Raw genomic sequence first — 20053 nt, 5'->3', positions numbered from 1 at the left:
CGCCGGAGCGTCCGGAGGGACCACGCCGGTCCCGCGAGGCGGACGCCTCGGTCCGGCACGGTGCTCGTCGGCGCCGCGAGGCGGCCACCGGGCGAAAGCGAGCCTTCGCCCGGTGAGCCCGGCGGCCGGGAGCAGGAAGCCGGCCCGGCCGCCGGGAGCCGCAGAGGGCTCAGGTGGCTTTGCGGGCGGCCGGGGTGCTCGCGCCGGCGAGCGGCCCCGCGACCTTCTGGACGCTCTCCAGGACGCTCGCGAGGTTGGCCACGAGTTCGGTGAGCTGGGCGAGCTGGCCGGGCAGCGCGGCCAGTCCCTCGGCCATGCCCGCCGCACCCGACACCGCCGAGGCGGCGCCGCCCGCGACCTGGCCCAGGGCACCGAGGGGGTTGCCGCCACCGGTGAGGGCGCCCAGGGGGTTGGCTCCGCCCGCGAGCGCGCCCAGGGGGTTGACCGCGCCGGCCGCGCCGGTCAGCGCCGCGAGCGGATTCGCGCCCGCGCCGGTGAGCGCCGCCAGGGGGTTGCCCGCGGCGCCGGTCAGCGCGCCGAGCGGACTGCCCGCTCCGGCCGCCGCGTTGGCGGCGTTGGCCAGCGCGGCGACGGGGTTGGCGACCCCGCCGAGGGCGGACAGCGCGCTGACCGTCCGGAGTACGTCGCCGGGCAGGCCGGTGAGTGCCTGGTACGGGTTGACCGGCCCGAACCAGTCCAGGCCGCCGCGGTCGTCGTCCTTCCGGTCGAGCATCTCGTCGAAGGCCTTCTTCGTGCTGTCGGCGATGTCGCCGATCAGGTCCTTGATGGTGTCCTGCGTGTTGTTCTTCCCCACGGTCACTTCCCTTTCATGAGCCTGTCGGGATCCGGGGAGTCGCCCCACGGAGTCCGGAGGTGGCGTGCACGGAGTGCGGCAATTCGATCCCTGGGTTCCAGGGAATTCGAAGATACAGGAATCCAGGAAACCGGGAACCCTGAAATCCGGAAATGAATAAGATGGAGTTTTTCTGCGGATTCCGCTCACGTTTTTTCTTTTACGTTCACGAAACGTACCGCCGATCGCATGCGATCGTTTTCCGGTTCAGGCCATCGCACCGTCCAGCGCACGGGCGCACACCAGTCGCAGCCGGGCCCGCCCCCGGGTGAAAGCACCTTCCGCAGCCTTCACCGAGATCTGGTGCATGCGCGCGAATTCCAGCGTGGAGATGCCCTGGGCGCGCGCCAGCACGACTTGGCGCTCGCGGCCGCGCAGCAGGTGCACCTGACCGAGCAGCCAGCGCCCGAAGTCCTGGTCGCACACTCCTTCGTCCGGCATCTCGGGGGCGCGCGCGTCCGCCGCACGCCGCAGCAGCCGATGACGTCGTTCCTGTTCACGGTAGTGATCGACACACAGGCGCAGGGCGACCGAGGTCAGAAACGGCCCGATCCGCTCCCGGTCCAGGTTGCCGTGCGCGGCAGCCCGGAGCATTGCCTCCTGTACGCAGTCCTCCGCGTCCTGGGCGTTCGGAAGCCGGCGGCGCACCAGCCGCATCAGGCGTTCGCGGTGGCCGGCAATGACATCCCAGGAGAATTCCCGCTGGAACTCTTTTGAACGATTGAACTCTTCAGAACAGTCCACGAAATCCCTCCGCCCGTCACCCCGGAAAATGTCCTTCCCGGAACATCAGCAAACGGGCGAGGTGGACGTCCACTCATCCGCGTGAAGGTGGCAGGACAGGCGGTACCTCGGGTTCCGTTTCGTGCTAGCGTGCCATGGACGAAGAGGCCGGACGAGCCGCTGTTCCAAGAAGTCGGCGCAGTATGAATCCGCCCAGCGGAAACGTAACGGCAGGCGCGGAAACGTACCAGCACTGGGTAAAGCGTGACCGGTTTCCAGGGAGCTCTTCGGCAGGGGCGGGTCCCGGGGGGCGGCCGCCGGATCGGGCGGGGTGGCGTCAGTCCCGGGGAACGGTGATCCGGGCGAGCACCCCGCCGGTCCACCGGATCCGCGCGAGGCGACCACCGCCCTCGTCCGGCCGGATGTCCGAAGGGGGCAGGTCACCCCTCCCGGGGGCGTCGAGCGCGGTGAGCCAGTGGTCGGCCAGGGCGGTCCCGTGCCGCCGTTCCCAGCCGGTGGGCGGGGACTGGTTCGCCAGACCGGGGGCGGGGCGCGGGGCGGGGCGCTCGTACGGCCGGCTCACGCCTGCACCGCCAGGCTCTGCCGGGTGACCGGGGCGAGCGGGGGCAGTCCGGCGGCGTAGCGTTCCAGCTCGGTCAGGGCCAGTGCGCTCATCCTGCGGGCCTCGGAGCCGAGGGACCCCGCGATGTGCGGGGTCAGCATCACGTTCGGCAGGGTGTACAACGGCGAGTCGGCCGGCAGCGGTTCGGGGTCGGTGACATCGAGGATGGCGTGCAGGCCGGCGCGGCAGGCGGCCTCCAGGGCCGCCGTGTCGACGAGGCTGCCGCGGGCCGTGTTGACGAGGACGGCGCCCTGGGGCAGGGCGGCCAGCTCGGCGGCGCCGATCATGTGCCGGGTCCCGGGCAGCGCGGGCGCGTGCAGACTGAGGACGTCGGCGTGGGGCAGTGCCTCGGCGAGGGCGGCGGGTTCGCCGCCCGCCGCGACGATGTGTGCGGGGTCGGCCACCGGGTCGACGACGAGGACCCGTGCCAGGTCCAGTTCGCGCAGCAGCCGTACGACGCGGCTGCCGATGCGGGAGAAGCCGACGACCACCACCGTGCGGCCGGCACCGGTCAGTTCGCCGCGGCGCTCGACGTAGCTCCAGTCGTCGCGGAAGCGCCGGGCGTCGTTCGCGAGGAAGGGAGCCTTCTTGAAGGCCCACAGGACGGCGGCGAGGGTGAAGTGGGCCACCGGTTCGGCGTTGGCGTCGGCGGCGGTGGTCACCAGGATGCCCCGGTCGAAGACGGCGTCCGTGACGTGCGGGCGTACCGAGCCCGCCGCGTGCAGGACGGCACGCAGCCGGGGGGCCGCGTCCAGGACCTGTGCGTCGAGCGGGGGGCAGCCCCAGGAGGTGATCAGCACCTCCGTCCGGGCGAGCCGGCGCCGGGTGCGGGGCGAGGCGAGTTCGTCCACGACCACGGGTTCACCGAGCGCCGCCACCGCCCGCAGCCGCGTCATCTCCTCCTCGCGGAATTGCATTCCGCGCGACCTGGCGTCCATGACGAGCAGCGTCTTCGGACGTCTGACGGTCCCGGCGGGCGGGACGGAAGCGGACGCCGGGGCGGCCCTCGGTGACGCGGGGGCGGCGCCCGCTGGCCCGGGGGTGGGCGCAGGGGTGGCGTCGGATGAAGCGGTGTCGGGCGGTTGGGCGGGCCCGGAGCGGGCGGTGCTGTCGGTCACGGGGTGCTCCCTGCGGCGAGTCCGCTGCGTCACTGGCGTTGCAGCAGTACGGAGGCGGTGACGAGGGGGGCGACGGTGAACAGGGAACCGGGGATCACCAGGAGGCTGTACGGCGGGAACTCCGATCCTGATCGGACACGTCGGCGGTGATCGCCCCTCGACCCTCGGTCCCGGCGCCCCGCGAGCCCAACGGTGACCTTCCCGGTCTTCCCGGTCGTCCTGGTCCTCCCGATCGTCCTGCGGTTCACCCCAGGAAGCTCAGCCGTACCTCGCGGTTCGGATTGTCGACATTGGTGTCCACCAGGCACACCGACTGCCAGGTGCCGAGTTCCATCCGGCCGCCGATGACCGGGACGGTGGCGTGCGGGGGGACGAGGGCGGGCAGGACGTGGTCGCGGCCGTGGCCGGGACTGCCGTGGCGGTGCTGCCAGCGGTCGTCGGCGGGCAGCAGGGTGTGCAGGGCGGCCAGGAGGTCGTCGTCGCTGCCCGCGCCCGTCTCGATGATCGCGATGCCGGCGGTGGCGTGCGGTACGAACAGGTTCAGCAGGCCGTCACGGCCGTCGGAGGCCTCCCGCAGGAAGGCCTCGCAGTCACGGGTGAGGTCGACGACCCTCTCCCGTGAGCCGGAAGCGACGTTCAGCACTCGGGTGGTGAAGGCATGTGACATGCACCCATCCTCCTCGATCCCGGGGAAGATCCGTGCCCGCGGCGCGGTTGGTCCCTGCGTGAACAGCACACACGAGGTCGACGTGGTCGTCATCGGCGCCGGTCAGGCGGGCCTGGCCGCCGCCCATCACCTGCGGCGCACCGGGTTCGAGCCGGATCGCGGCTTCGTCGTGCTCGACCACTCCCCCGGCCCCGGCGGCGCCTGGCAGTTCCGCTGGCCGTCGCTGACGTACGGCAAGGTGCACGGGATGCACGCGCTGCCCGGGATGGAACTCACGGACGCGGACCCCGCGCGGCCGTCCTCGGACGTCATCGGCGAGTACTTCGCCCGGTACGAGCGCGCGTTCGATCTCCGCGTACGGCGGCCCGTCGACGTGCGTGCCGTGCGCGAGGGCGCCGGGGGGCGTCTGCGCGTGGAGACCTCGGCCGGGGTGTGGGCGGCACGCGCGCTGATCAACGCGACCGGCACCTGGGACCGGCCGTTCTGGCCCCGGTACCCGGGGCAGGAGACCTTCCGCGGACGGCAGCTGCACACCGCGCAGTACGCGGGTCCGCAGGAGTTCGCCGGACAGCGGGTGATCGTGGTCGGCGGCGGTGCGTCCGGCACCCAGCACCTGCTCGAACTCGCGCCCTACGCCGCCGCCACCACGTGGGTGACCAGACGGCCGCCGGTCTTCCGTGAGGGGCCCTTCGACGAGAACGCGGGCCGTGCCGCGGTCGCGCTCGTCGAGGAGCGGGTCCGCCAGGGGCTGCCGCCCCGCAGCGTCGTCTCGGTCACGGGCCTTCCGCTGAACGACGCCGTGCGGGAGGGGCTGCGCGACGGGGTCCTGGACCGCCGGCCCATGTTCGACCGGATCACCCCCGACGGAGTGGAGTGGCGGGACGGGCAGCGCCTGGCGGCCGACGTCATCCTGTGGGCGACGGGGTTCCGCGCCGCGCTCGGCCACCTCGCCCCGCTGCGGCTGAGGGAACCGGGCGGCGGCATCCGCGTCGAAGGCACCCGTGCCGTGGCCGATCCCCGCGTCCACCTCGTCGGTTACGGTCCCTCGGCGAGCACGGTCGGCGCCAACCGCGCCGGGCGTGCGGCCGTCCGGGACATCCGGCGGCTGCTGGCCGGGGAACCGGCCGTCGCCGCCTGAGTCCGGGAAACCTGTTCACCTCCCGGCCGGTTGCGGACCACGGCTCTGCCGCTGGTCCCCCTGTTCCCCGTCCCCGCGCTCCCCGTGTCCCTGCCGCTCGCTCCGCTGCTGGGCGGAGCTCCGCAGACGCGCGTTGAACTCCTCGACGTTGCGCTGGTGCTCGGCGTAGTCGGCGGTGAATCGTGTGTCACCGGGCTTGACCGTGACGAAGTACAGCCAGTCGCCCGGGGCCGGGTTGTACACGGCGCGCAGGGCGTCCTCGCCGGGACTGTCGATGGGGGTCGGCGGAAGACCCATGCGCTGGTAGGAGTTGTACGGGCTGCCGATCCGCGTGTCCTCGGCGGTGGTGCGGACGGTGCTGCGGCCGAGGCCGTAGTTCAAGGTGGAGTCCATCTGGAGCGGCATGCCCTGCTCCAGCCGGTTGAAGACGACCCGCGCCACCTTCCCCATGTCGGCCTTGGTGGCGGACTCGGCCTGCACGATGCTCGCGATGGTGACCGCCTGGTAGAGGCTCATCGCGGTGCGGGGCGCGCCCGCGGCGACCGGCGCGGCGGAGAACTTCCTGTTCGCCGTGGAGACCATGGCCGACAGCAGCGACCGCGGGGTCGTCCGGTCGTCGACGGGGTACGTCGCCGGGAACAGATAGCCTTCCGGATTGCCCTCGGCCGCGGCCGGCAGCTTCAGGCCTGCCCCGGCGGCCGCCTGTTTCGTACTGCCGGGGGGCAGCGCGAGCGCCTTGTCGACGGCGGCGTACACCTGGACGGCCCGCCAGCCCTCCGGAACCACCAGCGTCCGCGGGCGCGCCGCCGCGTCCTCGCGCAGGGTCAGCAGCGGCACCACCACCGCGGTGCCGGCCAGGGCGGCCCCGGACACGAGGAGGACCAGCCGGCCCCGCCGCGTCAGCTTGACGGTCTTCCGTGACGGACTGTTCGTCTGCATGCGGGCACGGTAACCCTCCAGGGTCCCTGAACCCGGCATATCGTCATCTTGTCGGCGCCCGGCGGGGAGTGGCCCGCTCGGGCTCCGCGTTCGCGGTGTCCGCCACGGCCGGGGGCCGGACCCCCGGCGGGCCGTCAGGTCGTCGGCTCCAGCCGGGCGTCACGGCGGACCAGCGCCGCGTACCGTCCGTCCAGTTCCAGCAGTTCTTCGTGCGTACCGCGTTCGGCCACGCGGCCGGAGTCGAGGACCACGATCTGGTCCGCGTCACGGACGGTGGACAGGCGGTGCGCGATGGTGAGCGTGGTGCGGTTGGCGGACAGCGCGTCGATGGCCTCCTGGACGGCCGCCTCTGTCCGGGTGTCCAGGGCGCTGGTGGCCTCGTCGAGGATGAGGACCGGCGGGTCGCGCAGGATGGTCCGGGCGATGGCCAGGCGCTGTTTCTCGCCACCGGAGAACCGGTGGCCGCGCTCGCCGACGACGGTGTCGTAGCCGTCGGGCAGGGCGGCGATGTGGTCGTGGATCTGGGCCGCCTTCGCGGCCGCGTGCAGTTCCTCGTCCGTGGCGTCCGGCTTGGCGAACCGCAGGTTCTCGGCCACCGAGGCGTGGAAGAGGTACGTCTCCTGCGAGACCACCCCCACCGCGCGGGCGAGCGTGTCGAAGTCCAGGTCCCGCACGTCGACGCCGTCCAGCGTGACCCGGCCCCCGCTCACGTCGTACAGCCGGGGAACCAGATATCCGAGCGTGGACTTGCCGGCTCCGGTCGGACCGACGACGGCGAGGCTGCTGCCCGCCGGGACCGTGACGTCGATCGCGTCGAGGACCGGCGCCCCCTGGCCGCTTCGGTGCTCCTGGTGCCCCAGGCCCCCCTCGACTCCCAGGTCGGCCTTGCCACCCCTCTCAATCCTGTGACCCTTCTGCCCTCTGCCGTCCTGGCTGCTCTTGTCGTCGTAGCGGAAGGTGACGTTCTCGAAACGGACTTCGCCCTTGACCCGGTCGAGGCGGACCGGCTGCTCACGCTCGGTGATGTCGATCGGGAGGTCGAGGTACTCGAAGATGCGCTGGAAGAGGGCGAGGGAGGTCTGGATCTGCACCCCGGTCGCCAGCAGGCTCACGGCCGGCCGGAACAGGCCCTGCTGGAGCGAGACGAAGGCGACGATGGTGCCCAGGGAGACCTTCGGGCCGCCGACCTGGAGCGCGACGCCCGCGGTCCAGTAGATGACGGCGGGCATGGCGGCCATGACGACGGTGATGACGGCCATGCGCCAGCGCCCGGCCATGTTCGACCGCACTTCGAGACCGACCAGGCTCTCCGACTCCGCCGCGAACGACGCGGTCAGCGAGTCGGAGCGGCCCATCGTCCGGCCGAGCAGGATGCCGCTGACGGAGAGCGACTCGGTCACCGTCGCGGCCATCGCGGCCATCTGCTTCTGCCGCTGTGTGGTGATCTTCTTCCGCTCGTTGCCCACCCGGCGGCTGATCCACACGAACACCGGGAGCAGCAGCAGGGAGACCACGGTCAGCCGCCAGTCGAGCGCGGCCATCGCGACGATCGTGGCGACCACGCTGGTGAGGTTGGAGACCAGCGAGGTGGCGGTGGAGGTGACGGTGGCCTGCATCCCGCCGATGTCGTTGGCGATGCGGGACTGCACCTCACCGGTGCGGGTGCGGGTGAAGAAGGCGAGGGACATGCGCTGCAGGCGCCCGTAGACCGCGGTGCGCAGGTCGTGCATGACGCGCTGGCCGACGGTCGTGGAGATCAGGGTCTGCAGCACACCGAAGACGCTGGTGAGGACCGCGCTGAGGATCATGCCCGCGGCGAGCAGGCTCAGCAGGCCGGTGCGGCCCTGCGGGATCGCGACGTCCAGGGTCTCCTTCAGCAGGAAAGGCGTCGCGACGGAGACCAGCGACGCCGCGCCGACGAGCAGGCCGACGACGGCGAGACGGCCGCGGTAGGGGCGGAACAGCCCGAGGATGCGGCGGACCTGCCGGGGCTGTTCCTTCGCGTCGGCGGGCGGGGTCCAGGAGGGGTGACGGTCGGGGTGCATGGGCTCCTACGGGAGTGAGTGGGCTCTGCGCGCACCGGCCGGGCGTGCGGTCGGCGGCGGATTTCCTGATGCTAGCTCATTGTTACCTACGCTCATAATGAACGGCATCCTGATATTGTTCCCGTATGACGACCCCCGACCCCGACGGCCTTCTCGCCGAGCAGTTGCTGCTGCTCACCCGCCGGGTGCACCGCATCCAGAAGCGCCACCTGGAACAGCGCGCCCTCGGCATCACCCCGGCGCAGTCCCGGCTCCTGCGCACCCTCGCGCGCTTCGGGGAGCCGCCGCGCATGGCGGATCTCGCCGCCTCGCTGGAGGTCGTGCCGCGCGCGGTGACCACGCTGGTGGACGGACTGGAGGCGAGCGGGAAGGTGCGCAGGGTCCCCGACCCCGCCAACCGCCGTGTGACGCGCATCGAGTTGACCGACGACGGCCACGGCGCACTGCGCGAATTGCACGGAGTGCGCCGGATCGCCGCCCAGGAGATCCTCGCGCCGCTGACCGAACCGCAGCGTGCGGCCCTCGGTGAGCTGCTGGACACCCTCGTCGGCACGGCGCCCGCACGGGGGCACCACTGCTGAAGGGGGTGCGGTAGCGCGATCGAGGGCGCGCGCCCGAACGCCTGCGGGGTGGGGCGCGGCCACGGGCGCGTCGGCAGCAGGCTCGACCTTGCGGTTGCTCGGCCGGAACACCGGCTCCGCGCCTGCGGGTCCGCACGCGGACCGCCGAACTGCTCCTGTACGTGGCCCGGCCGGCTGTTCCTGGAGCCGGACCGGTGAACTGTTCCTGAAGGTGAACGGGCCGGCTGTCCTGCGGCCGGACGCCGCGCTGTTCCTGAAGGTGAACCGGCCGACTGACCTGTGGTCGGACCGGTCAACTGTGCTGTGCGTGGGACTGCCGAACTGTTCGTGTCTCGCGGGTGGACCGGTGAACGGTCCGTCGACCGGCCTGCGCGGCTACGCCCGCAGTTCCGCCTTGTCCCCCATCACGACCACCGGCTTGTCCTTCGGATCCAGCCTGCGCAGCAGGTACTCCATCGCCGACTCCGGAACGCTGACGCAGCCCAGCGTGCCGTCGCCGTGGTCCAGGTGCAGCCAGATGCCACCGCCCTTCTTCTGACCCTGCGGGCGGGTCGGATCGTCGGGGCGCGTGCCCGGCCTGCGGTTGTAGTCGATGGCGATGACGTAGTCGAAGTCGTGCCAGTGGGCCTCGTCCCAGTAGTACGGGGTCGCGAAGGCGTCCTCGTCCTGGGTGTACGGCAGTCTGGTGCCGGGGTCGTCGAGGAGACCGCCGGCGTCGGAGAGCGTGAACACGCCCACGGGGCTGCGCTCGTCGCCCTCCCGGTGGTTGGGGTTCCAACCCTGCTTGCCGTTGTGCGCGGCCCAACTGTCGACCCGCTGCCACACCTTGCCGTGCTTCTCGTACAACACCAGGGTGGAGTCCGGGGAGTTCTTGCCCTCTCCGTACACCACCACCACCTGCCGGGTGTCCGCCGGAACCCGCTGCCACATCCGCTCGCCCACCCCCGGGACGCGGGCCGGCTTCGCCGTGGGACTGGGCCGGGCGGTCCCCGTGGGGCCTCCCGGTCGGGGGACGTCTCCGTGGCGGACCTCGGTCCGCGGGCCACCACACGCGGCCAGAGCCGTCAGAAAGAATCCACAGGCCGTCATCGCGACCATCGCATGCCTTACGCCGCCTCTTCGCATGAATCCATGGTGGGCACCGGGGACCTGACGATCTACTCGACGTTGGTCCAAACAGCCTTATTCGCTTCTCTTTGGGGGGTGCCGGGCGCGCCGGACAGGCCCGGAGCAGGGGTCGAGGAGGTACGGGAACACGGCCGCCGAGGCTCCGGACCGCCATCAGGAATCCGAGCCCTCCGCGCGACACCCGGACGGCCGCACATGCGCCCTCGGGCCGAGCGCGCGGACGGCCGTCCGGCACGGCGGCGCCCACGTGGCCGACCGGTACGGCACACGTGCGCGCGCGGCAGGCGGGGACGGCGGTGCGTGCGTCACCGGCCGCATGGCCGGCTGCGCGTGGCCGGTCGCTGCGGCCGGCGTGCGGGTGAACCCACCGATCCGGTCGGCGCGCACGTGGCCGCTCGCCGCAGCTGGCGTGCGGGATGGCCCCCAGTCCCGGTCGACGCGCACGTGGCCGGTCGCCGCGGCCGGCGTGCGGGTGAACCCACCGATCCGGTCGGCGCGCACGTGGCCGGTCATCGCGGCCGGCGTGCGGGGTGGCCCCCGGTTCCGGTCGGCGGGCAGTGGCCGATCGCCGCGGCCGGCGTGCCGGGTGGCCCCGGCCCCGGACGGCGCGCAGTGGCCGATCGCCGCAGCCGGCGCGCGGGTGAACCCGCCGATGCGGTCGGCGTGCACGTGGCCGGTCGCCGCGGCCGGCGTGCGCGTGGCGTCGGCCCGGGCGCGGCACGCTCGGCGTGTGCGGTCGTCAATCCCGTTGCCCCACAGTGGAAAACCGCTTGCCTTCGACGACTCGGCGAAGCGAACCTGTCACGGTTCGTCGCCGCCGTCGCAACCCTCCCCCGCCCTGACCCGAACCGCTGGGACGTCATGCAGATTCACGACCTTCCGTATCCCGACCCGGGCGTGCCGGACGCACGCTCGGGTCCCCGATTCCTGTGGTGGCTGGGGCGGAACCAGCTCGGCGGACAGCTGAGAGCGCTGGCCTGGGGTCTGCTGCACTTCTCCTCCGTCTCCGCGCTCCCGTTCTGCGTCGGACTCGCCGTCCAGGCGGTCGTCGACCGCTCGGGCACCCGGCTCGCCCTCAGCGGCGGCCTGCTCGCGCTGGCCTGCGCGGGCAACGCGCTCGGCGACACCTTCCTGCACCGTGCCGCCGTCACCAACTGGATCACCGCCGCAGCCCGAGTCCAGCAGCTCCTGGCCCGCAGGACCGCCCAGTTGGGCTCGGCCCTGACCCGTCGGGTCGCCGCCGGCGAGGTGGTGGCCGTCTCCACCGGGGACGTCGAGAAGATCGGCTGGTTCGTGGAAGCCGTGTCCCGCTTCACCGCGGCCGCCGTCACCATCCTGCTGGTGTGCGGCGCGCTGCTCGTCTACCAGCCGGCGCTCGGCGTGGTCGTCGCCGTGGGCCTGCCCGTCCTGGCACTCGCCGTGCTCCCGCTGCTCCCTCGCGCCACCCGGCGCGCCGACCTGCAGCGCGAGAAGGCGGGCCGCGCCACCGAGCTGGCCTCCGACACCGTGGCCGGCCTGCGGGTACTGCGCGGCATCGGCGGCGAGGAACTGTTCCTCGACCGCTACCGCCGCGCCTCCCAGGAGGTCCGGCAGGCAGCCGTGCGCAGCGCTCGCATGTGGTCCCTGATCTCCGCCGTCCAGGTGCTGCTTCCGGGCCTGCTGCTGATCGCGGTCGTCTGGTACGGCGTGCACCTGGCCCGCGCGGGCCGGATCACCGTGGGCGAACTCGTCACCGTCTACAGCTCGGTCATGGTCCTCACCTACCCCCTGCGGCACTTCGAGGAGATCGCCATGGCGTACTCCTTCTCCCGGCCGTCGGCCAAACGCGCGGCGCGGGTGCTGTCGCTGGAGCGGACCGCCGCCCCGGAAACGGCTCCCGCAGACGCGCGGGCCCCCTCCTCCCTGGCGCAGGCCCCCACCGGGGATCTGCGTGACCCGGCGACCGGGCTGCTGGCGCCCGGTGGACGTCTGACCGCCGTGGTCTGCGGCGACCCGGACGAGGCGGGCCGGCTGGCGGAACGCCTCGGCGGCCACCCCGGCGAGCCCGGCCCGTCGGTGCTCCTGGGCGGCACGCCCCTCGACGCACTGCCGCTCGACCTGGCCCGTGCGGCCGTCCTGGTGCAGGACAAGGATCCGGTGCTGCTGTCGGGTTCGCTGCGGGAGCTGCTCGACGTGCCCGCCTCGGGCGAGGTCACCGCGGAGGCGGCGCTCGGCGCGGCGCAGTGCGGTGATGTCCTGGAAGCCCTGGCTCAGGCCTCACCGGTCGCCGGGGACCCGATGGACGTCCGGATCACGGAACGCGGCCGTTCCCTCTCCGGAGGCCAGCGCCAGCGGCTGGCCCTGGCCCGGTCCCTCGTCACCGACCCCGAGGTACTGGTCCTGGACGAACCGACCTCCGCCGTCGACTCCCACACCGAGGCCCGGATCGCGCAGGGTCTGCGGGACCTCCGTGACGGGCGCACCACCGTGGTCTTCACCTCGTCACCGCTGGTCCTGGAGCGCGCCGACCGGGTGGTGCTGCTCCACGAGGGAACGGTCGCCGCGATGGGCACCCACCGCGACCTGGTGCACACCGACGCCCGGTACCGGGCCGTGGTGACCCGCGAGACGGACGAGGAACGCGCGACACACGACGGCGCGGAGGAACGCGCCGAGAAAGACGGGCAACGCGCCGTGAAGGACGGGCAACACGCCGTGAAGGACGGGCAACACGCTCTGGGTGACACGAGTGACACGGAGCCCGCGGCGGCCGGTGTACCGCACCACGACGGCGAGTCCGCCGTCCGGGGCGCGCTCGAAGAGCTGGAAGAACTCCAAAAGCTGGAAGAGCTGGAAGAGATCGAGGAGACCGCATGATCGGCGTGGCCCCGCCGTCGTACGACCCGGCGGCCCCGACGACGGCCGACACCCTGCCCGTCGGCGCCCCCGCGACCGTACGCGCCTACGTGAAGGAACTGCTGCACCGGCACCGCCGGGAGTTCGGCCTGCTCGTCACGGTCAACACGGTCTCGGTCCTCGCCTCCATGGCAGGTCCGTGGCTGCTCGGCGACCTGGTCGACCGGGTCTCGGACGGGAGCAGGGAACTCCGTCTCGGCCTCACCACCACGCTGTTCGTCATCGCCCTGCTCGTCCAGGCCGTGTTCGTGCGCGAGGTGCGGCTGCGCGGTGCGATGCTCGGCGAGCGGATGCTGGCCGACCTGCGCGAGGACTTCCTCGTCCGGGCGGTCGGTCTGCCGCCGGGGGTCCTGGAGCGGGCCGGCACCGGCGACCTCCTCTCGCGCATCACCACGGACATCGACCGGCTCGCCAACGCGATGCGCGAGGCCGTGCCCCAGCTGGCGATCAGTGTGGTGTGGGTGGCACTGCTGCTGGGTGGCCTGGTCGTCACCGCGCCGCCGCTCGGCGCGGCCGTCCTGCTCGCCCTGCCCCTGCTGGTGGTCGGCTGCCGCTGGTACTTCCGGCGGGCGCCGTCCGCCTACCGGTCGGAGGCCGCGGGGTACGCGGCGGTGGCCGCCGCGCTCGCCGAGACGGTCGACGCGGGCCGCACCGTGGAGGCACACCGGCTCGGCGCGCGGCGGATCGCCCTGTCGGAGCGCCGCATCAAGGAGTGGACGGCGTGGGAGCGCTACACGCTGTGGCTCCGGTCGGTGTTCTTCCCGGTCATCAACGTCACCCATGTGACGGTCCTCGCCGCCGTGCTCATGGTCGGGGGCGTGTTCGTGCTGCAGGGCTGGATGGGGGTCGGCCAGCTCACGACCGGTGCCCTCGTCGCGCAGATGCTCATCGACCCGGTGGGGCTGATCCTGCGCTGGTACGACGAGCTCCAGGTCGCTCAGGTGTCGATCGCGCGCCTGGTGGGCGTCCGTGACATCGAGCCGGAGGGCGGGGACGGCTCGCTCGCGCCTGACGGACGGGTGGTGCACGCGGACCGGGTGCACTTCGGCTACCGCGAGGGCGTCGACGTACTGCGCCAGGTGTCCCTGAAGGTGGCCCCCGGCACCCGGCTGGCCCTGGTCGGTCCCTCGGGTGCCGGCAAGTCCACGCTGGGACGGCTGCTCGCCGGTATCTACGCGCCCCGGGACGGCCGGGTCACCCTCGGCGGTGCCGAGTTGTCGCGGATGCCCGCGGAAGCGGTCCGCTCCCACGTGGCCCTCGTCAACCAGGAGCACCACGTGTTCGTGGGTTCGCTGCGCGACAACCTGCTGCTCGCCCGCACCGACGCGGTGGACGCCGAGCTGTGGGCGGCGCTGGGCGCGGTGGACGCCGACGGCTGGGCCCGCGCCCTCGGCGAAGGCCTGGACACGGAGGTCGGCTCGGGCGCCCTCACGCTCACTCCGGCCCAGGCGCAGCAGATCGCACTGGCCCGGCTGGTCCTGGCCGACCCGCACACCCTGGTCCTGGACGAGGCGACCTCGCTCCTGGACCCGCGGGCGGCCCGTCACCTGGAACGGTCCCTGGCCCGGGTCCTCGAGGGGCGCACGGTCGTGGCCATCGCCCACCGGCTCCACACCGCACATGACGCGGACGTGATCGCCGTGGTCGAGAACGGCCGGGTCAGCGAGCTGGGCAGCCACGACGAACTCGTCGCGGCGGACGGCGCGTACGCGGCGCTGTGGCGCTCCTGGCACGGCTGAGCCAGGGAGCGGGACCGGGGCCCGGGCCGCCCGAGGCGGGCGGCCGCCCGCTTCGGCGGGCGCCGCGCACCGTGGCACTCGCCGGTCACGGCACGGGTCGGACAGGGCTCGGGTGGGCCCGGGGGTGCGGTCGACGAAGGGTGCGCGGGTGATGCAGGGCCCGTGGGCGGCGTGCCGTGGCCGTGCCGTTGCGCGGTGCCGAACAGGGGTGGAAGGCTGGAGTGAGGCAGCGGCTCGGGGAGCGCCCTGGAACCGTCCGGTGCGCGCCGGGCGGCGAGAGAACGGGCCCGTCCCCACCACCTGGAGGTTCCCGTGGACAGCGCCGACGGATGGGGAGACGACGTCTACCAGCCCGATGACGACTCCGAGATCAAGGAAGACACCGGAGTGCTGGACTCGGAGGACACCCTCGAGTACGACGGTGTCGACGATCCGCTGGACCGTGGCTGGTCCCCTCCCGAGCGGCCGTGGGCCGTGGAGCACACCGGCGTGACCGCGGCGGAGCGCCGGGAGGGCGAGACGCTGGAGCAGCGTCTGGCCGAGGAGCTGCCCGACCTCGCCCCGCCGGACGGCGACGGCATCGGTGACTGTGACGGCTCCGACGGGGAACTCCTGGACAACGAGGTCGGTGCCGCCCGCTCCGGCCGCCTCGTCGCCCCCGACGAGGGCGCCCACGAGGACGAGGAGAGCGCGCTGGTGGCCATGGACGTCGGGATCGACGGCGCGGCCGCTTCCGCCGAGGAGGCGGCGATGCACGTCGTCGACGAGGACACCCTGTACGGCTGACGCGGCCCGCCCGCCGCTGTCGCCGCCGTCGCCTCCCGCGCCACCGCCGCACGACGAGGAGCATCCATGCAGCAGGACAAGCACCCCGACTACCACCCCGTGGTCTTCCGTGACCGGGCGGCGGGCTACGCCTTCCTGACCCGTTCGACCGCGGTCAGTGACCGGACGATCGACTGGGACGACGGGAAGAGCTACCCGGTCGTGGACGTGGAGATCTCCTCGGAGAGCCATCCCTTCTACACCGGCCAGGCCCGCACGGTGGACTCCGAGGGCCGTGTCGCCCGGTTCGAACGCCGCTACGGCGGCGGCTCGGGGCAGAGCCGGGACGAGGACTGAGGGCGGCCACCGCCACCACGGCCGCCCGGTCCGCCGTCCGCGCACGGGGCGGGCGGACCGCAGGGGCGACGACCGGCTCAGATGACGTTCAGCGCGGCCGCGCAGCCCACCCCGCCCAGCAGCATGAACACCGGCATCAGCACCTTCAGCTCCACCCAGCTGCCCGCCCGGAAACGCAGGGCCTTGGGCGGTCCGATGGGGTACCAGCGCCTGCGGCCCAGCGGTATCGGCCACAGGATGGGGCAGCCGGAGACGGTCAGCGCGTCCCCGATGTCGTGCACCAGCGCGCCCAGCACGATCGGCAGCCCCAGCCACAGGTACTCCTGACCCGGCGCCGTGAAGAGCCAGTCGGAGCCGTTGCCGGGCTGGTCGAGGATGCCGGCGAGGATCCAGGCGCTCGTCCCGGCCAGCAGCCACACCAGGATGTCGCTGCTGGAACCGCGGGCCGCCCGCCACAGCAGGCCCTCGATGGCCAGCACCATGTGCGCGAAGAGGATGGCGAGCACCGCCCAGCGTCCGCCGGTGATCGCCAGGGCCGAGGCACCGGCACCGATGAGCACCGCCCACAGCCAGGTGTGGGTCAGCGTCCGGTGGCCACCGGAACGGCGCGGGTCGCCCTTCTTCCGGGTCGCCTTGTAGACGGCGTAGGAGAGCTTGTCGACGATCTCGCAGAGCCAGTGCGACAGGGGGCCGAAGGCCCGTGAGATGGTGGCGGCCTTGTGGTCCAGGTCCGGGGCGAGTGCGGCACCGGCGCAGATCAGCGCACCGACCAGCAGGACCGGCCAGGGCATCGCGTGCCCGGCCGCTGCCGTCGCCGCTCCGACCCCGAGCCAGGCCGCGGCGCCCGACAGTGAGTGTGCTGGTCCCATCATGGCCGTTCCCCGCCCCATTCGTCGTGTGCTGCCGCCCAGTTGGCCCGGCGCGCCGTGAGGGCGCCGACCACACAGCGTAGCGGTCGTGATCTTCCTTCCGGCAGCCGATTCCCGTCCGGGCCGGGCGGCCAGGCAAGATGGGTGCGTGACCCTCATCGATCAGCTGCCGCCGACCGCCGACCCCGACGCCCTCTACGAAGCCTTCGAGTCGTGGGCCCAGGAGCGGGGTCTCACGCTCTACCCCCACCAGGAGGAGGCGTTGATCGAGGCGGTCTCCGGGGCGAACGTGATCGTGTCGACGCCCACCGGCTCCGGCAAGAGCATGATCGCCGCCGGTGCGCACTTCGCCGCCCTGGCCCGGGACGAGGTCACCTTCTACACGGCGCCGATCAAGGCACTGGTGTCGGAGAAGTTCTTCGAGCTGTGCAAGCTGTTCGGCACCGAGAACGTCGGCATGCTCACCGGCGACGCCTCCGTGAACGCCGACGCGCCCGTCATCTGCTGCACCGCGGAGGTCCTCGCCTCGATCGCCCTGCGTGACGGCAAGGACGCCGATGTCGGCCAGGTCGTCATGGACGAGTTCCACTTCTACGCGGAACCGGACCGCGGCTGGGCCTGGCAGATTCCGCTGCTCGAACTTCCGCAGGCGCAGTTCGTCCTGATGTCGGCCACGCTCGGTGACGTCTCGTTCTTCGAGAAGGACCTCACCCGCCGCACCGGCCGGCCCACCGCCGTGGTCCGCTCGGCGACCCGCCCGGTGCCCCTGTCGTACGAGTACCGGCGCACCCCGCTCACCGAGACGCTCACCGAACTGCTGCAGGCGCGGCAGGCACCCGTGTACATCGTCCACTTCACACAGGCGCAGGCGGTGGAGCGGGCGCAGGCACTGATGAGCATCAACATGTGCTCCCGTGAGGAGAAGGAGCAGATCGCCGAGCTGATCGGCAACTTCCGTTTCACCACCAAGTTCGGCCGCAACCTCTCGCGGTACGTCCGGCACGGGATCGGCGTCCACCACGCCGGCATGCTGCCCAAGTACCGGCGGCTGGTGGAGAAGCTGGCGCAGGCCGGTCTGCTGAAGGTGATCTGCGGTACGGACACGCTGGGCGTCGGTGTCAACGTCCCGATCCGTACAGTGCTTTTCACGGCCCTGACCAAGTACGACGGGAGCCGTGTGCGCACGCTGCGCGCCCGCGAGTTCCACCAGATCGCGGGCCGGGCGGGGCGTGCGGGTTTCGACACCGAGGGCTTCGTCGTCGCGCAGGCCCCCGAGCACGTCATCGAGAACGAGAAGGCGCTCGCCAAGGCCGGCGACGACCCGAAGAAGCGCCGCAAGGTCGTCCGCAAGAAGGCGCCCGAGGGTTTCGTCGCCTGGTCGGACACCACCTTCGACAAGCTCATCGCCTCCGAGCCGGAGCCGCTGAACTCCCGTTTCCGCGTGACGCACACCATGCTGCTGTCGGTGATCGCGCGCCCCGGCAACGCCTTCGAGGCGATGCGGCACCTGCTGGAGGACAACCACGAGCCGCGCCGGCAGCAGCTGCGGCACATCCGGCGGGCCATCGCCATCTACCGGTCGCTGCTGGACGGCGGCATCGTCGAGAAGCTCGACCAGCCGGACGCCGAGGGCAGGATCGTCCGCCTCACCGTCGATCTCCAGCATGACTTCGCGCTCAACCAGCCGCTGTCCACCTTCGCACTGGCCGCGTTCGAACTGCTCGATCCCGAATCGCCGTCCTACGCACTGGACATGGTGTCCGTCGTGGAGTCCACGCTGGACGACCCGCGGCAGATCCTGGCGGCGCAGCAGAACAAGGCGCGCGGCGAGGCCGTGGCCGCGATGAAGGCGGACGGCGTCGAGTACGAGGAGCGCATGGAGCGTCTCCAGGACGTCAGCTACCCCAAGCCGCTGGAGGAACTCCTCTTCCACGCGTACAACACCTACCGCAAGAGCCACCCGTGGGTCGGCGACCACCCGCTGTCGCCCAAGTCTGTGATCCGGGACATGTACGAACGGGCGCTGACCTTCACCGAGTTGGTGTCCGTCTACGAACTGGCGCGGACCGAGGGCATCGTCCTGCGATACCTGGCCAGCGCCTACAAGGCGCTGGAGCACACCGTCCCGGACGACCTGAAGTCCGAGGACCTGCAGGACCTGATCGCCTGGCTGGGCGAGACGGTGCGCCAGGTGGACTCCAGTCTGCTGGACGAGTGGGAGCAGTTGGCGAACCCGGAGGAGATGACCGCCGAGGAGGCGCAGGAGAAGGCCGATCAGGTCAAGCCGGTCACCTCCAACGCGCGCGCCTTCCGTGTCCTGGTCCGCAACGCGATGTTCCGCCGCGTGGAACTCGCCGCCCTCGACCAGGTCGAGGAGCTGGGCGAGATGGACGCGGAGACGGGGTGGGACGCCGAGGCGTGGGGCGAGGCCATGGACAAGTACTGGGACGAGTACGAGGATCTGGGCACCGGTCCCGACGCCCGCGGCCCCAAGCTGCTGGTGATCAAGGAGGAGCCCCAGCACGGGCTGTGGCGCGTACGGCAGATCTTCGACGACCCGAACGGCGATCACGACTGGGGCATCAGCGCGGAGGTCGATCTGGCCGCCTCGGACGCCGAGGGCCGGGCGGTCGTCCGGGTGACGGCTGTCGGACAGCTCTGAAGGGACGTCGGTCAGCCGGGAACGCACTCCGGCCGGCCGTGAGCACAGGAGAATCGCACCCATGACGAACCCGGCCGAGAGGCTTGTCGATCTGCTCGACCTGGAGCAGATCGAGGTCAACATCTTCCGCGGCCGCAGCCCGCAGGAGTCCCTGCAACGGGTCTTCGGCGGCCAGGTGGCGGGCCAGGCCCTGGTGGCCGCGGGACGCACCACGGACAGTGACCGCCCGGTGCACTCCCTGCACGCGTACTTCCTGCGGCCCGGCCGGCCGGGGGTGCCGATCGTGTACCAGGTCGAGCGGGTGCGGGACGGACGGTCCTTCACGACCCGCCGGGTCACCGCGGTGCAGCAGGGCCGCACGATCTTCAATCTGACCGCCTCCTTTCATCACGCCGAAGAGGGTGGTTTTGAGCACCAGCTGCCGCCCGCCCGCAAGGTTCCGCCACCGGAATCCCTGCCGACGGTCGCCGAGGAGGTCCGCGAGCACCTGGGCGTGCTGCCCGAGCAACTGGAGCGGATGGCGCGCCGCCAGCCCTTCGACATCCGTTACGTGGACCGGCTGCGCTGGACCGCCGAGGAGATCGAGGACGCCGAGCCGCGCAGCGCGGTGTGGATGCGCGCGGTCGGGCCGCTCGGCGACGACCCTCTGGTGCACACCTGCGCGCTGACCTACGCCAGCGACATGACGCTGCTCGACGCGGTGCGTCTGCCCGTCGAGCCGTTGTGGGGGCCGCGCGGCTTCGACATGGCCTCGTTGGATCACGCCATGTGGTTCCACCGGCCGTTCCGGGCGGACGAGTGGTTCCTGTACGACCAGGAGTCCCCCGTCGCGACGGGCGGCCGGGGCCTGGCCCGCGGCCGCATCTACGACACGGAGGGACGTCTGCTCGTCTCGGTCGTCCAGGAGGGACTGTTCCGCCCGGTGTAGCCGGTCGGCGGCCGCCGTTCGGCG

At 72.2% G+C, this 20053-nt stretch carries 17 protein-coding genes; 8 read left to right on the top strand and 9 right to left on the bottom strand.

What is annotated here, in order from left to right; all coding sequences use genetic code 11:
* Positions 1–169: 169 nt before the first annotated feature.
* The 5 genes from AC6I72_RS27660 to AC6I72_RS27640 all read right to left on the bottom strand — a co-directional run bounded on the left by AC6I72_RS27660 (position 170) and on the right by AC6I72_RS27640 (position 3983).
* Positions 170–814 (bottom strand): hypothetical protein, encoded by a 645-nt coding sequence (locus tag AC6I72_RS27660; RefSeq protein WP_498003846.1) that lies wholly within the window; start codon positions 812–814, stop codon positions 170–172.
* Between the two features lie 246 nt (positions 815–1060).
* Positions 1061–1597, bottom strand: a complete 537-nt coding sequence (locus AC6I72_RS27655) for an RNA polymerase sigma factor (RefSeq protein WP_366724093.1) — start codon at positions 1595–1597, stop codon at positions 1061–1063.
* A 316-nt stretch (positions 1598–1913) separates the two neighbouring features.
* Entirely contained in the window at positions 1914–2159 is a 246-nt protein-coding gene (locus AC6I72_RS27650; protein ID WP_498003845.1) for a hypothetical protein, read from the bottom strand.
* Positions 2156–3136 carry a hydroxyacid dehydrogenase gene (locus AC6I72_RS27645; protein WP_498003844.1) on the bottom strand — a complete coding sequence of 327 codons (981 nt, stop codon included), beginning with the start codon at positions 3134–3136 and terminating at the stop codon, positions 2156–2158. The genes AC6I72_RS27650 and AC6I72_RS27645 overlap by 4 nt, the downstream gene beginning before the upstream one ends.
* A gap of 424 nt (positions 3137–3560) precedes the next feature.
* Positions 3561–3983 (bottom strand): secondary thiamine-phosphate synthase enzyme YjbQ, encoded by a 423-nt coding sequence (locus AC6I72_RS27640; protein WP_498003843.1) that lies wholly within the window; start codon positions 3981–3983, stop codon positions 3561–3563.
* A 58-nt stretch (positions 3984–4041) separates the two neighbouring features.
* Between AC6I72_RS27640 and AC6I72_RS27635 the strand changes: the two genes are divergently transcribed.
* Positions 4042–5121 (top strand): NAD(P)-binding domain-containing protein, encoded by a 1080-nt coding sequence (locus AC6I72_RS27635; protein ID WP_498003842.1) that lies wholly within the window; start codon positions 4042–4044, stop codon positions 5119–5121.
* Positions 5122–5136: 15 nt separating this feature from the next.
* On the opposite strand, the gene mltG is transcribed toward AC6I72_RS27635, so the two are convergent.
* Together mltG and AC6I72_RS27625 are read right to left on the bottom strand one after the other, a co-directional pair.
* Entirely contained in the window at positions 5137–6060 is a 924-nt protein-coding gene (gene mltG, locus AC6I72_RS27630) for an endolytic transglycosylase MltG (RefSeq protein WP_498003841.1), read from the bottom strand.
* Between the two features lie 134 nt (positions 6061–6194).
* Complete coding sequence (locus tag AC6I72_RS27625) at positions 6195–8105, bottom strand: ABC transporter ATP-binding protein (RefSeq protein ID WP_498003840.1); 1911 nt, start codon at positions 8103–8105, stop codon at positions 6195–6197.
* A 125-nt stretch (positions 8106–8230) separates the two neighbouring features.
* Here AC6I72_RS27625 and AC6I72_RS27620 point away from each other — a divergent pair, with 125 nt between their 5' ends.
* Complete coding sequence (locus AC6I72_RS27620; protein WP_498003839.1) at positions 8231–8686, top strand: MarR family winged helix-turn-helix transcriptional regulator; 456 nt, start codon at positions 8231–8233, stop codon at positions 8684–8686.
* A 375-nt stretch (positions 8687–9061) separates the two neighbouring features.
* Here AC6I72_RS27620 and AC6I72_RS27615 read toward each other — a convergent pair whose 3' ends face one another.
* Positions 9062–9811 carry a L,D-transpeptidase family protein gene (locus AC6I72_RS27615; RefSeq protein ID WP_498003838.1) on the bottom strand — a complete coding sequence of 250 codons (750 nt, stop codon included), beginning with the start codon at positions 9809–9811 and terminating at the stop codon, positions 9062–9064.
* Positions 9812–10675: 864 nt separating this feature from the next.
* Between AC6I72_RS27615 and AC6I72_RS27610 the strand changes: the two genes are divergently transcribed.
* The 4 genes from AC6I72_RS27610 to AC6I72_RS27595 all read left to right on the top strand — a co-directional run bounded on the left by AC6I72_RS27610 (position 10676) and on the right by AC6I72_RS27595 (position 15570).
* The gene (locus tag AC6I72_RS27610) at positions 10676–12670 is read left to right on the top strand and encodes an ABC transporter transmembrane domain-containing protein (protein ID WP_498003837.1); all 1995 of its coding nucleotides are present in this window, start codon (positions 10676–10678) and stop codon (positions 12668–12670) included.
* Positions 12667–14448: an ABC transporter ATP-binding protein gene (locus AC6I72_RS27605; RefSeq protein WP_498003836.1), complete on the top strand. Its 1782-nt coding sequence runs from the start codon at positions 12667–12669 to the stop codon at positions 14446–14448. The genes AC6I72_RS27610 and AC6I72_RS27605 overlap by 4 nt, the downstream gene beginning before the upstream one ends.
* Before the next feature lie 312 nt (positions 14449–14760).
* Positions 14761–15234, top strand: coding sequence for a DUF5709 domain-containing protein (locus AC6I72_RS27600; protein ID WP_498003835.1), 474 nt, complete (start codon positions 14761–14763; stop codon positions 15232–15234).
* A 66-nt stretch (positions 15235–15300) separates the two neighbouring features.
* Complete coding sequence (locus AC6I72_RS27595) at positions 15301–15570, top strand: type B 50S ribosomal protein L31 (protein ID WP_498003834.1); 270 nt, start codon at positions 15301–15303, stop codon at positions 15568–15570.
* A 77-nt stretch (positions 15571–15647) separates the two neighbouring features.
* Here the strand turns inward: AC6I72_RS27595 and AC6I72_RS27590 are convergent, their stop codons facing one another.
* Complete coding sequence (locus tag AC6I72_RS27590; RefSeq protein WP_498003833.1) at positions 15648–16442, bottom strand: metal-dependent hydrolase; 795 nt, start codon at positions 16440–16442, stop codon at positions 15648–15650.
* 145 nt (positions 16443–16587) lie between these two features.
* Here AC6I72_RS27590 and AC6I72_RS27585 point away from each other — a divergent pair, with 145 nt between their 5' ends.
* Together AC6I72_RS27585 and AC6I72_RS27580 are read left to right on the top strand one after the other, a co-directional pair.
* On the top strand, positions 16588–19101 hold the full coding sequence (locus tag AC6I72_RS27585; protein ID WP_498003832.1) for a DEAD/DEAH box helicase: 2514 nt from the start codon (positions 16588–16590) through the stop codon (positions 19099–19101).
* A 61-nt stretch (positions 19102–19162) separates the two neighbouring features.
* Positions 19163–20029 carry an acyl-CoA thioesterase gene (locus tag AC6I72_RS27580; protein WP_037854725.1) on the top strand — a complete coding sequence of 289 codons (867 nt, stop codon included), beginning with the start codon at positions 19163–19165 and terminating at the stop codon, positions 20027–20029.
* The last annotated feature ends 24 nt before the right edge of the window (positions 20030–20053 follow it).

Source organism: Streptomyces sp. Xyl84 (assembly GCF_059731885.1).
Note: the sequence above shows the minus strand (reverse complement) of the source record. Positions and strands in the feature narration are given on the sequence as shown.